At 64.0% G+C, this 12,782-nt stretch carries 9 protein-coding genes; 4 read left to right on the top strand and 5 right to left on the bottom strand.

The window, feature by feature from the left end:
- Positions 1–5 precede the first annotated feature (5 nt).
- Positions 6–1,475: a hypothetical protein gene (locus tag ACYVNQ_RS23635; protein ID WP_460905149.1), complete on the bottom strand. Its 1,470-nt coding sequence runs from the start codon at positions 1,473–1,475 to the stop codon at positions 6–8.
- Positions 1,476–1,741: 266 nt separating this feature from the next.
- Between ACYVNQ_RS23635 and serC the strand changes: the two genes are divergently transcribed.
- The 3 genes from serC (at position 1,742) to ACYVNQ_RS23620 (ending at position 4,495) form a co-directional block, all read left to right on the top strand.
- Positions 1,742–2,839: a 3-phosphoserine/phosphohydroxythreonine transaminase gene (gene serC / locus ACYVNQ_RS23630; RefSeq protein WP_460905148.1), complete on the top strand. Its 1,098-nt coding sequence runs from the start codon at positions 1,742–1,744 to the stop codon at positions 2,837–2,839.
- Between the two features lie 338 nt (positions 2,840–3,177).
- Entirely contained in the window at positions 3,178–3,987 is an 810-nt protein-coding gene (locus ACYVNQ_RS23625) for a class I SAM-dependent methyltransferase (protein ID WP_460905147.1), read from the top strand.
- A gap of 19 nt (positions 3,988–4,006) precedes the next feature.
- Positions 4,007–4,495 (top strand): VOC family protein, encoded by a 489-nt coding sequence (locus tag ACYVNQ_RS23620; RefSeq protein WP_460905146.1) that lies wholly within the window; start codon positions 4,007–4,009, stop codon positions 4,493–4,495.
- Here the strand turns inward: ACYVNQ_RS23620 and prpF are convergent.
- Together prpF and ACYVNQ_RS23610 are read right to left on the bottom strand one after the other, a co-directional pair.
- A complete protein-coding gene (prpF, locus tag ACYVNQ_RS23615) occupies positions 4,479–5,654 on the bottom strand; it encodes a 2-methylaconitate cis-trans isomerase PrpF (RefSeq protein WP_460905145.1) in 1,176 nt (391 codons plus the stop codon). The two genes, ACYVNQ_RS23620 and prpF, sit on opposite strands and share 17 nt — an antisense overlap.
- A 285-nt stretch (positions 5,655–5,939) precedes the next feature.
- Complete coding sequence (locus ACYVNQ_RS23610) at positions 5,940–6,581, bottom strand: glutathione S-transferase C-terminal domain-containing protein (protein ID WP_460905144.1); 642 nt, start codon at positions 6,579–6,581, stop codon at positions 5,940–5,942.
- A gap of 274 nt (positions 6,582–6,855) precedes the next feature.
- On the opposite strand from ACYVNQ_RS23610, the gene ACYVNQ_RS23605 reads away from it, so the two are divergent.
- Positions 6,856–7,773 carry a LysR family transcriptional regulator gene (locus tag ACYVNQ_RS23605; protein ID WP_460905143.1) on the top strand — a complete coding sequence of 306 codons (918 nt, stop codon included), beginning with the start codon at positions 6,856–6,858 and terminating at the stop codon, positions 7,771–7,773.
- Between the two features lie 226 nt (positions 7,774–7,999).
- Here the strand turns inward: ACYVNQ_RS23605 and ACYVNQ_RS23600 are convergent, their stop codons facing one another.
- On the bottom strand, positions 8,000–9,502 hold the full coding sequence (locus tag ACYVNQ_RS23600; protein WP_460905142.1) for an efflux transporter outer membrane subunit: 1,503 nt from the start codon (positions 9,500–9,502) through the stop codon (positions 8,000–8,002).
- A gap of 11 nt (positions 9,503–9,513) precedes the next feature.
- Entirely contained in the window at positions 9,514–12,771 is a 3,258-nt protein-coding gene (locus tag ACYVNQ_RS23595; protein ID WP_460905141.1) for an efflux RND transporter permease subunit, read from the bottom strand.
- Positions 12,772–12,782: the final 11 nt, after the last annotated feature.

Below are 12,782 nucleotides of genomic sequence, written 5' to 3'. Positions count from 1 at the left end.
CTGCACTACTTGCCGCAGCGCGCCACCTGCATCTGTTCAAACGCATCGACGATCCGCTCGACGAAGCCGTTCTTGTGCGCCAGCACGCCGTCGACGGCTTCGCGATGCACCAGCATCGTGGCATTCGCCTCGAACACCAGCACGCGTCCATCGGGCAGCACGGTGTAGTCGACCCCGCCGTAGTCGAGATCGAGCCGCTGTCCGATCGCGACGAGCGCATCGGCCGCGCGCGCGCCGAGCGCGGCGCGCGGATCTTCCAGAAAGAGCCGCTCTTCGTCGAGTTTCCACGGATGCGCCAGCATATCCGCCGAGAAGTAGTGGACCATCCATTGCGGTGAAATCGCGAGATGGTAAGGCAGCGGCACACGATCGACGAACACGCTGCGGTACTTGCGGAAATGCCCATCCGCGCTTCGATAGTTGCGGAACATCGTCAGATAGCACGGTGCATTCAGTGCCTGCACCGCGGGCCACAGCGTGTCGAGCGATTCGTGCAGCGTCAGGCCATCGCCGCCATGCGTAGCGAGCGGCCGCAGCAGCAGCGGAAAACCAATCCGGCCCTGCACGATCTGTTCGAACAGCGCGTCGCTCGAAGCGGGCGTGGCGTCGAGCCGCATGCACGGCGCCGTCAACACATCGTCGAGACCGGCGAATAATTGCGGCAGCAGATGGCGCTGGGTGCGCATCACCGCATCCGGACGATTCAGCAGCGGACGTCCGCAGCGTTGCACGAAGCCTGCGAGACGCTGGGTCAACGGCTGCGCGATGTCGGGGTCGCCGATCGCGTTGAACACGAGGTCGTGGGGCGGCAGCTGGAAATCTTCGGCATCGGCGGCGTAGTCGATCGCGTATTTGATCCGATAGCTGGTCGGCCCCGGCAGCAAGGTCTCGAACGGCACGTTGCCCGAGCCGCGACCGGCGCACAGAATCAGCACGCGCCGCGTGGGCGCATCGCACGGCTCGACGAACACGCGTTGCAACTGGTACGCGCGGTCGCGATGCTCATGCGCTTCGGTCTGACGGCCCAGCAGTTCGAGGACAGCCGCCATGTTCTGATGCGCCATCGCGAGATCCGGTGCGATCGCCACCGTGTGCTGGTACCAGCGCACGGCGGCCTCGTGATTGCCGCGCATGAAGTACGCGGTGGCGAGGTTATAAAGCGGCAGCGCGGTGAGCAACGGCGACGATACGCCGGCGAGCGCTTCGCTTTCAGTTGCACTCGCAATCGTATTGAACGTCTCCACCGCGATGCGGTGCGCGAGCGCGCTGTTTTCATCGCCGGCCTCATGCAGGGCCTCGGCCAGCGCGGCATGCAGTGCGCTGCTCAGCGGGTCGGCATCGAGCGCGGCTGCGAGCGTGACAACCGGGCCGTGCGTCGCGGCGTGCGCATCCGGCGCGTGCGAGCTGGCATCGGCGTGCCCTACTTCTGCGCGGGCGCGCGGTGAACCGTCGGCGGTATCGGCGAAAGGCGCCATGTCGATCCTTCTTTCGAAAGCCAGCTGAAACGTTGCGTTCAGACGTCGCGTTGAAATACTACGTGCGATGCGGCGTCTACCCGCACGCGCGCGATGTCCCACACCTTATGACCGCTGCCGCCCGCCGGCTCCGGGGAACAGGCGGCCATTCGGCCCTCTGTTTCGCCATTTGCGCGACCCGTGGCACTGATATGTTCGTCACTGGCACCTCGCGCTCGTGCGACGGCCGCCGATGCCTGCATTCAAGCCTCTGCGCACAATCGAATATGAAACTGAACGCGCTGAATTTCTCCGGCGGCCCTGGCGCGCTGCCCGAATCTGTCCTCGAGCAGACCCGCGACGCGATTATCGCGCTGCCCGACACCGGTATGTCGGTGCTCGGCATGAGCCATCGGTCAGACTGGTTCCGCGCCGTACTCGACGAGGCGGAGCAGAACCTGCGGCAACTGCTCGGCGTATCGGACGACTACGCCGTCACGTTTTTGCAAGGTGGCAGCAGCCTGCAATTCGCGATGATCCCGATGAACTTTGCCGCGCGTCCGGCCGTGCCGCCCGCGTATCTGAGCACCGGCTACTGGAGCGCAAAGGCTACTGCCGAAGCTGCAAAGCTTACCGAACGCAGCATCATCTGGGACGGCAGCGCGAGCGGCTATCGCAGCCTGCCGGACCTGTCCGCACTGGACGTCGCGCCGTCCACCGCCTATCTGCACTACGTATCGAACGAGACGGTGGAGGGTTTGCAGTTCCCCAACTGCGAGCGCGGCGCGATTGCTGCGCCGCTGATTGCCGACATGTCGTCGGACTTTCTGTCGAAGCCGATCTGCCCCGGCGCCTACTCGATGATCTATGCGCACGCGCAAAAGAACCTCGGCCCGGCCGGCGTGACGGTGGCGCTGATCGAGCGTGCTCTACTGGATCGGATCCCCAACGGATTGCCCGCCATTCTCGATTTCCGCACCCACGTGCTGCACGGCTCGAACTACAACACGCCGCCGGTATTTGCGATCTACGTGCTGATGCTGGTCACGCGCTGGCTGCGTGCCGACATCGGCGGATTGCATGCGATGCAAACTATCAACGAGCGCAAGGCGCGGCGCCTGTACGACACCCTCGATACGCTGGGCGACGCGGTAACGATTCATGCCGATGCGCGCTGGCGCTCGAACATGAACGTTGCTTTTACGTTCGGTGACAATCGCCTTGATCGCGCATTCATTCGGACTGCGCTCGACCAGGGCCTGACGGGTCTGGACGGCCACCGGTCGATTGGCGGGTTGCGTGCGTCGCTCTATAACGCCGTGAGTGAAGCGGCTGTCGAACGGCTGTGCGCGGTGCTGACGGAGTTCAGCGTACAGCACGCATAGGCGCAGCGCGGGCGCGGCAACCTTGCCGCCAAAGCCTTGTGCGACAACGCAGACAGGCCGCCTGTCCGCCATCGCATGGCACCCGCGAAAGATACTTTTGAAGATGCCTGACGTTCACGCGAGCGGATACGATTCACGCTGCGGAGTCGAGGAATAGGATGCCGAAGCGCTACCCAATCAGGTAGCGCAAAGGAATATTCGGGGCTCTTGTGCTGTTTTCGTATTGGATGATGGCAAGATTGCTCTTTCGTGGTAATTGTGGCGCGATTACGCATGGCCACATCGCACGATGAAGCGCGTTTGTGCCACTGCCGCCCCGACGACCAGGAACAAATTGCATGGCATTCGATGACTTTACCCAGTTCGAGCACGCAGGCTGGGAGAACACCGCCGACGTTTATCAGGCCACTTTTGGCGACGTGACGCAGCAATCCAGCGGTGCGCTGCTCGACGTGCTCGAAGTCGGTGCCGGCACGCAATTCCTTGACGTGGCAACGGGTCCTGGCTACGTGGCCGGCCGCGCCGCACAGCGCGGCGCGCGGGCAACCGGCGTGGATTTCGCGCAGGCGATGATCGACGCCGCCACGCGCGCGTGGCCCGCGGCCGAATTCCGCGTCGCCAGCGCGGACGCGCTGCCGTTTGCCGACGAGAGCTTCGACGCGGTCGGCATCAGTTTCGGCATCTTGCATTTCGCCGATCCCGACCGGGCGCTGGCCGAGGCGTTCCGCGTGCTCAGGCGCGGCGGCAAGCTGGCCTTTACTGCATGGGCAATGCCAGAGCGGGCGGTGGGTTTCGGCATGACGCTGAAGGCGCTCAAAACCTATGGGAAGATGGACGTGCCGCTGCCGCCAGGGCCGCCCTTCGAACGATTCAGCGACTGGAACGAGTGCAAACGTACATTGCTTGCGGCGCGTTTTTGCGAACCTCACGTCGCCGAAGTCAGTCAGATGCTTCATACGCGCGCGCCGGAAACCGTCTTCCATATGTTGCTCGGCGGCGTGCGTATGGCAGCATTGTTGAGAGCGCAGACGCCGCAGGCACTCGCGTCGATCGAGCAGTCTATTTTGCAAGACTGCGTGCCGTATCGAAGCGGCGACGACATCCGGGTACCGATGCCTTGCGTGCTGGCGAGCGCAAAAAAGCCATAAAACTGCTTGGAGCAACGTGATGAAGCGCATGCACATTCATGTTTCAGTCGAGGATCTTGCAGAAAGCATCCGCTTCTACAGCGCGATGTTCGGTGGCGTCGAGCCGACCGTGCGCAAGGACGATTACTGCAAATGGGAGCTCATCGATCCCGCGGTGAACTTTGCGATTTCGCAGCGTCTGGTCAGGTCGGGCGTCGACCATTTCGGCATTCAGGTCGAGACCGAAGAAGAACTGCTGGAAGTGCGCAACCGCTTTGCGCTGGCAGAAATTGCCGAAGACGGCGAGATGCCCGGCGACTACCGCTATACGCTCACCGACCGCTCATGGACGGTCGACCCGCAAGGCGTTGCGTGGGAAGCGTTTTGCGCGCGTGAAGGCGCTGCGTCTTCGATGGGGCAATTAGGGCAAATGGGGCAGCCACGGCGCGAGGAAGCGCCGGAGCCGCCGCATGCTGCCATGTGCGGGCCGCAATCGGCCGTCACGATCCCGTTCAGGAAACGCCGCTGAGCGCGGCGGGCACCAGCACGTAGCCTTCCATCAGCCGCCGCGCGCTGCGGCTCATCACCACTTTCGTTACTGCCCAGTCGCCGTCGCGCAGCTGGGCTTGTGCGCCCACTGCGAGGCTGCCCGACGGGTGGCCGAAACGCACACTGCCGTCGCTGCGTGCCACTTGCCGGTTGACGAGCGTGCCAGGAATCGCGGCCGCGACCGCGATGGCGATCGCGCCGGTACCGGTCATCGCGTGGTGAAGTTTGCCCATCGAGAAGATGCGTGCGTTGATGTCGAGCGTGGCGGCGTCGACGGGCTTGCCGCTTGAAGCGGTATAGCTTGCCGGTGCGGCGACGAACGCGAGCTTCGGCGTATGCGGGCGCAACTGCGTGGCTTCTTCGGCGGAGAGGGCAAGGCCCATGCGGACGGCGGCGTGTGCGCGGATTGCTTCGGCTTGTGCGAGCAGTGCGGCGTTGGTGTTTACATCGCGCTGCAATTCGGTGCCTGTGAGACCGAGCGTCGCGGCATCGATGAAGATCGCGGGGTTGCCCGCGTTGATCATCGTCATTTCGATCGCGCCGACGCCGGGTACATCGAGCGTGTCGATGGCGTTGCCGGTGGGGAACATCGCTGCGCCGGCGGCTTCGGGGTCGCCGTCGCCGGCCGGGTCGAGAAATTCGATCCTGATTTCGGCGGCGGGGAAGGTGACGCCATCCAGTTCGAAATCGCCTTCTTCTACGACCTCGCCGTTCTGCATCGGCACGTGCGCGATGATTTTCGCGTTGATGTTGGCTTGCCAGATGCGCACGATGGCGACGCCGTCGCGCGGCGCGTCGACGAGGCCTTGCGCGATCGCGAACGGGCCGACTGCGGCGGTCAGGTTGCCGCAATTGCCGGACCAGTCGACTACGGGTTTGTCGATCGCGACCTGGCCGAAGCGATAGTCGACGTCGCAATCGGCGCGCGACGACGGGCCGACGATCACAACTTTGCTGGTGCTCGAGGTTGCGCCGCCCATGCCGTCGATGTGCTGGCCGTAGGGGTCGGGGCTGCCGATCACGCGCAACAGGATGCGGTCGCGCAACGCGGGGTCGGTGGGCAGCCACTCGGGGCGGAAGAATACGCCTTTGCTGGTGCCGCCGCGCATGTAGACGGCCTGAATCTTCGATTGCGGCAAGGGGAGCTCCTCGATCAGGGTTGGGCGGACAACGCGCCACTGAGGGCGCCGCTGAGGGTTTTTGCGGATGATAAGTCAGGCGGCTTACGGACGGCTGTAGAAAGGGGCGCTCGGCTGATTTTCTGTACGTGCGCGCGTCGCTATACTGCGGGCGCTTGTGTTCGGATGCCTTCGCGTGCCAGTTGCAATGGCGGGCCCGGGTCAAGGGGACACGTTCACGTGTGCCGGCTTCCTGTGACGCCGGTCGGCCAACCCCGAGGCCTTGCGCCCGCCGCCTGATCCTTCTTACGCCGCTTTTCGCAGCGCGTGCGCGGCAACGATCTCGGCTTCGTCCTTCAGCGCTTTCTGCACTGCAGGCCGCGCCTCGATGCGGCGAATGTATTCCATCAGATGCTGCAGGTGCCCGATCTGCGCGCCCGAGCGTTCGTGCCACATCGTTGCCCACACATAAGCGTCCGCCACGGTGAACTGCTCGCCGGTCAGATAGGCTCGTCCGTCGGCGAGACGCGCATCGAGTTGCGCGTACGCGTTGACCAGCTTGTTGCGGGTCCACTGCGTGCCGTCTTCGGTCAGCAGCTTGCGCATCAACGGGATGTGCTTCTGCGCGATCTCGGTGGCGACGAAGGTGAGCAGTTGATCCATCCGTACGCGTTCCAACGTGCCGCGCACCGGAATCAGCCCTGCTTCGGGATGCTGATCGGCCAGATACGAAGCGATCACAACCGTCTCGGTCAGCGGTTCTTCGTGCTTGTCGTCGAGTACGAGCGCCGGCACGTAGGCGAGCGGATTGACTTCGGTGAACGTGTCGCCAGTGCTGGTCGATTTGCCGAACACGTCGTAGTGAATCAGTTCGGCGTCGACGCCCAGTTCGTTGAAGACGGCTTGCACGGCGAGCGAGCAGGTGGCTTGTGCGATGTAGAGTTTCATTGCGGTGTCCTGTACGGCGTCTGGTTGGGATGACCACAATTTATCCGTCAGGCGTCTGCAGATAAACGCCTCGGCCGATGCCAGAGCGTCGCCGGTACGGAGACAATGCCCCGACGGTGGCGCGGGGCGCCGCGGTTGCCGGTAGCGCGGCATCGCGGCGTACAGTGGCCCATCGTAGTTTGTGAGCCACCATCTTTCCCATACCTCACCCAGCGGTTACAGTGTCGTCCAACGCGGCCCAACACGCCGCTTACCGCTTCGCTGGAGCACCGACATGGTCGAGCGCGCAGACACATCCATCCCCGACATCGCCTATTTCATCGCCGTCGCGCAGACCGGCAGCTTCACGCGCGCCGGCGAGGATCTCGGCACCAGTAAATCGAACGTCGGCAAGGCTGTGCAGCGTCTCGAGGCGCGGGTCGGCACGCGATTATTCCAGCGCACCACGCGTGCGGTGCGCCTGACCGAAGACGGGGAAACCTATCTGATCGCGGCGCAGGCAGCGCTCGACGGTCTACGCGAAGCGGAACAGCAACTGGCCGCACGGCGTGCCGAACCGATCGGGCGCGTGCGTCTCGACTTGCCGGCTGGTTTCGGCCGGCTGCTGCTGCCCGCGTTCGAAACGCTGCGCCGCAAGCACAGCAAGGTCACGTTCGAACTCGCGCTGACCGACCGCATGTCGGACCCGGTCGGCGAAGGCTGGGACATCGTGGTGCGCATCGGTGAGTTGCCGGTGGACAGCGAGATGACGGTGCGCAAACTGTGCGATCTGAAGCTCGGCCTGTACGCGTCATCAAGCTATCTCGAACGCAAAGGGCCGATCGAATCGCTTGCCGATCTCGCCGCGCATGATGCGATCGTCTTTCGCGGTCCGGGCGGCCGGCTGCGTAACTGGAGCGTGCAGGACGGCCACACGAAACGCGAGATCGCGCCCGATCCGGTGTTGATCACGGCCGACGGCCAGGTGCTGATCGATGCGGCGATTGCGGGCTTCGGCGTGACGCAGATTCTCGATCGTGTCGCGTTGCCGCACGTGCGCGCGGGGCGTCTCGTGCATGTGTTGCCGCAGGCGGATGTCAACGGGCCGCCGGTGCACGCGATCATTCCGCTAGGGCAGAAGATGGCCGCGAAGACGCGCGCGGTGTTGAACCATCTGGTGGATAGCCTGCGCGCGGAAGAGGGCGAAGGTTGAGGTCGCAACGGCTTTGAACGAATGAACGCGTGGCGGGCGCGCCTGCACCGCCCGGGCCTGCGATGAAGCTATCGCAGGTCGCATGAGAACGAAGCGAGCCTCCGTTCAATCGAAGCGACGCCAGCGCTCAACCCGTTACCGCACAAAGCACGACGCCCATCCCGATCCCGGATGGGCGTCGTGCTTTTCAGCCTGCCTGTTGCAGCAAAACCGCGCCGGAGTGCGCCTACTTCTGCGCCAGCGGAGGCAGCACCACCGCCGGCTCCGCATCGCCCCAACCGCCGCCCAACGCACGTATCAGATTGACGGTCGCCGCCGCCTGCACACCCTGCAACTGCACAGCGGCGCGCTTCGCCTGCAGCACGGAGCGTTGCGCGTCGATCACGTTCAGATAGTCGACCGCCCCTTCCGTGTACTGCGTACGGGACAGATCTGCCGCGCGCTGCGATGCGTTGACTGCATCGCTTTGCGCCTGCGTCTGCGCTTCGAGAATGCGCATGTCCGACAGATTGTCTTCGACTTCGCGGAAAGCGTTCAGCACCTGCTGCCGGTAGGTCGCGACGTCTTCCTCATACACTGCGCGCGCATTCGCCAGATTGCCCTTGCGGCGGCCGCCGTCGAAGATCGGCACGTTCAGCGCGGTGCCTGCCAGCGGCCCGAGCAGAAACGCGCGGCTCGACCACTTGAACAGATCGCCGAGCGTCGCCGATTCGAACCCACCGGTACCGGTGAGCGTCAACGAAGGGAAGAAGGCTGCCTTCGCCACGCCGATTCGCGCATTCGCCGCAGCCATCGCGCGTTCCGCGGCGGCAACGTCGGGCCGCCGTTCGAGCAATGCCGACGGCAGGCCCGGCGGCACCCGCAGATTCACCGGCTGCAGCGGCGTGGGCGCCAGCGAAAATTCCGCCGGTGCTTTGCCGAGCAGCACCGCGAGGCCGTGCTCGGAAGCAGCACGCAGACGCTGCACCGTCATCGCATCGGAGCGGGCGGTGGCCAGTTCCGCCTGCGCGCGCTGCACGTCGAGCTCGGTGATATCGCCCTCCGCGAAGCGACGCTGCACCAGCTTCAGCGCCTGCTCGCGCAACTGCACCGCGCTGCTGAACACATCCGCTTCCGCATCGAGCTCACGCAGCGCGAAGTAGTTCTGCGCGACATCTGCCTGCAACGCGAGCAATACCGAACGGAACAGCGCTTCGCTTTGCTGCGTGTCGGCTTTCGCGGCATCGACGTTCGACGCCACGCGCCCGAACAAATCGACCTCATACGATGCGCTGGCCTGTGCGCGCCAGAAGGTTTGCTGTGGCACGTTGGCGCCATCTGGCTGAAATTGCGACGCCGCGGATACCTTTTGCCGCGTCGGGCCAAAGCCTGCATCGAGCGTCGGGAAGAGGCCCGCGCGCGCTGCCTGGTTCAGTGCGCGCGCTTCCTTGACGCGAGCCGCAGCGGCTCTCAGATTCTGGTTTGCGTCCCGCGCCTGCTGCTCGAGTTCATCGAGCTTCGGGTCGGCGAACACCTTCCACCATTCGCCGCGCGCGGTTGCTTCGGACGGTTGTGCAGTCTTCCAGTTGCCAGCTTCCGCAGCAGGCAACGGTGCCGTTTCCTTGAAAGCGGTCGGCGCGGCAGCGGCCGGCACTTCATAGGTCGGCGCGAGCGAACAGCCTGCCAGCACCAGCAATGCGCCGAGCAGCAGCGAGCCGGCGAACGCGCGTTTGATCATCGATTGTTTCATGATTGCGCTCCTTAATCTTCGTAAACCGGTTCGCGTACCGTGTCGGCTGCAGGCGCTTTACGCGCACTTGCGGCAGCATGTGCACCATCGTCTTCATCGGGACCGTGAATCTGCGGATGGTGTCCGTGCCGGTCCTTCAACTGCTCGCCACCCGCCAGCTTGCGCAGCAGCACATAGAACACCGGCGTCAGCATCAGCCCGAACAAGGTCACGCCGAGCATGCCGAAGAACACCGCGATACCCATCGCGCGGCGCATTTCCGAACCGGCGCCGGTCGAGATCACCAGCGGCACCACGCCCATGATGAAAGCGATCGACGTCATCAGGATCGGCCGCAGGCGCAGCCGGCTCGCTTCGATCGCGGCCTGCACGATCGAGCGCCCCTGCATTTCCAGCTCGCGCGCAAACTCGACGATCAGAATCGCGTTCTTCGCGGATAAGCCCACCAGCACCATCAGCCCGATCTGCGTAAAGATGTTGTTGTCGCCACGTGTGAGCCACACGCCGAGCAGCGCGGACAGCAGCGTCATCGGCACGATTAGCAGGATGGCGAGCGGCAGCGTCAGGCTCTCGTACATCGCCGCGAGCACGAGGAACACCAGCAGCACGCTGATCGGGAACACCCACAGCGCGGAGTTGCCGGCTAGCACCTGCTGATACGTCAGGTCGGTCCACTCGAACTTCATGCCGCGCGGCAGCGTTTCCTTCGCGATGCGCTCGATCGCCGCCTGCGCCTGGCCGGACGAATAGCCCGGCGCCGGGCCGCCGTTGATGTCTGCCGCGGTGTAGCCGTTGTAGCGCACCACCATTTCCGGGCCGTAGGTCGGCGACACCTTCACCAGAGACGACAGCGGCACCATCTCGCCGGCGGCATTGCGGGTCTTCAGCAGGCCGATGTCGCTGGCGCTCGCACGGAATGGCGCATCCGCCTGCGCACGCACCTGGAACACGCGGCCGAACTGGTTGAAGTCGTTCACATACAGCGAGCCAAGATAGATCTGCATCGTGTCGAACACGTCGGTGATGTCGACACCGAGTTGCTTGGCCTTCACACGATCGAGATTCACGTTCAGCTGCGGAACGTTGATCTGATAGCTCGAAAACGACGGCCCCAGTTCGGGTGCTTGCGCCGCCTTCTTCAGGAACGCCTGGGTGGCCGTGTTCAACGCTTCGTAGCCGAGCGCGCCGCGGTCTTCGATCTGCAGCTTGAAGCCGCCCAGCGCGCCGAGTCCCAGTACGGGCGGCGGCGGAAACACGGCGATCTGCGCGTCCTTGATCGCGCCGAATTTCGTGTTCAGCGCCGCGACGATTTCGTTGGCGGACTCTCCCTTGTGACGCAGCTTCGACGGCTTCAGCACGACGAACAGCACGCCCGCGCTCGACGAGTTCATAAAGCCGTTGACCGACATGCCCGGATATTCGACCGCGCTGTCCACACCCGGCTGCTTCAGCGTGATGTCGGCCATTTCGCGGATCACCTTCTCGGTGCGTTCGAGCGAGGCGCCATTCGGCAACTGCACGATGCTGACCAGATAGTCCTTGTCCTGCGCAGGCACGAAGCCGCCCGGCACGACCTTTGCCATCAGCCCGGCGGCTGCCAGCAGCACGCCGTACATCACAAGCATCGCGACCTTGTGGCCGATCACCTTGCCGACGCCTTTGCCGTACGCTTCCGAGCCGCGCTGAAACACCTTGTTGAACAGCTTGAAGAACGGTCCGAACAGGCGGTCCATCGCACGCGTCAGCGCATCCTTCGGCGCGTGGTGATCTTTCAGCAGCAGCGCGGCCAGTGCCGGCGACAAGGTCAGCGAGTTGAACGCGGAGATCACCGTCGAGATTGCGATGGTCATCGCAAACTGCTTGTAGAACTGACCGGTCAGACCGCTCATGAACGCGAGCGGCACGAACACCGCGACCAGCGTCAGCGCGATCGCGATGATCGGGCCGCTCACTTCGCGCATCGCCGCGTAGGTTGCTTCGAGCGGCGTGAGGCCGGCAGCGATATTGCGCTCGACGTTCTCGACCACCACGATCGCATCGTCGACCACGATGCCGATCGCCAGCACCATGCCGAACAGCGACAACGCATTGATCGTGAAACCGAATGCCAGCATCAGCGAGAAGGTGCCGACGATCGACACCGGCACCGCCAGCAACGGAATGATCGACGCACGCCAGCTCTGCAGGAATACGATGACCACGACGACCACCAGCACGATCGCTTCGATCAGCGTGTGCACGACCGCGTCGATGCTTTCGCGCACGAACTGCGTCGGGTCGTAGACGATCCGGTAGTCAACGCCGTCGGGCATGTCTGCTTTCAGCTCCTGCATCGTCTTGCGTACTTCGTCGGAGATCTGCAGCGAGTTCGCGCCGGGTTGCTGATAGATGATCAGTTGGGCTGAGGCCTTGTTGTCGAGCAATGCTCGCAGCCCGTATTCCTGTGCGTCGAGCTCGACGCGCGCGACGTCGCCGAGACGCGTCACCGCGCCATCGGCTGAGGTCTTCAGCACGATGTTGCGGAATTCGTCCTCGGATTTCAGTCGACCTTGTGCATTGATGCTCAGCTGTATCGGCACGTTCTGCGTCATCGGCGCGCCGCCGACGAGGCCCGCTGCGACCTGCACGTTCTGCTCGCGGATCGCCTTCACGACGTCGGATGCGGTCATGCTCTGCCGCGCAACTTTGGTCGGATCGAGCCATACGCGCATCGCGTAGTCGCCGGAGCCCCATAGCACCACTTCACCGATGCCGGACACACGCTCGAGCCGCGTCTTCACGTTGATCAGCGCGTAATTGCGCAGATATGTCATGTCGTAGCGGTCGTTCGGCGATACGAGGTTGACGCCCATCACCAGCGTCGGCGCAGCCTTGACGACCGTCACACCGAGCCGCTGCACGTCTTCCGGTAGACGCGGCAACGCCTGCTGTACCCGGTTTTGCACGAGCTGCGTAGCAAGGTCAGGATTGGTGCCGAGCCTGAACGTGACGGTGGTCGTCATATTGCCGTCGCTGTTGGCCTGCGACTGCATGTACAGCATGTTCTCGACGCCGTTGATCTTCTCTTCGAGCGGCGAGGCGACCGTTTCTGCAATCACCTTCGGGTTCGCGCCGGGATACTGCGCGCGCACCACGACCGACGGCGGCACCACTTCCGGATATTCGGAAGTAGGCAGCATCTTCATCGCGATGATGCCGGCCATCAGAATGACGACCGACAGCACGCCCGCAAAGATCGGCCGGTCGATAAAGAATCTGGAGATGTTCATGTGTGGCTCCC

This window comes from Paraburkholderia jirisanensis (assembly GCF_054782355.1).
Note: the sequence above shows the minus strand (reverse complement) of the source record. Positions and strands in the feature narration are given on the sequence as shown.

Excerpts from the sequence above, each read along its gene's own strand:
- ACYVNQ_RS23635 (WP_460905149.1), bottom strand. The coding sequence starts at position 1,475 with ATGGCGCCTTTCGCCGATACCGCCGACGGTTCACCGCGCGCCCGCGCA.
- serC (WP_460905148.1), top strand. The coding sequence starts at position 1,742 with ATGAAACTGAACGCGCTGAATTTCTCCGGCGGCCCTGGCGCGCTGCCC.
- ACYVNQ_RS23625 (WP_460905147.1), top strand. The coding sequence starts at position 3,178 with ATGGCATTCGATGACTTTACCCAGTTCGAGCACGCAGGCTGGGAGAAC.
- ACYVNQ_RS23620 (WP_460905146.1), top strand. The coding sequence starts at position 4,007 with ATGAAGCGCATGCACATTCATGTTTCAGTCGAGGATCTTGCAGAAAGC.
- ACYVNQ_RS23610 (WP_460905144.1), bottom strand. The coding sequence starts at position 6,581 with ATGAAACTCTACATCGCACAAGCCACCTGCTCGCTCGCCGTGCAAGCC.
- ACYVNQ_RS23605 (WP_460905143.1), top strand. The coding sequence starts at position 6,856 with ATGGTCGAGCGCGCAGACACATCCATCCCCGACATCGCCTATTTCATC.
- ACYVNQ_RS23600 (WP_460905142.1), bottom strand. The coding sequence starts at position 9,502 with ATGAAACAATCGATGATCAAACGCGCGTTCGCCGGCTCGCTGCTGCTC.
- ACYVNQ_RS23595 (WP_460905141.1), bottom strand. The coding sequence starts at position 12,771 with ATGAACATCTCCAGATTCTTTATCGACCGGCCGATCTTTGCGGGCGTG.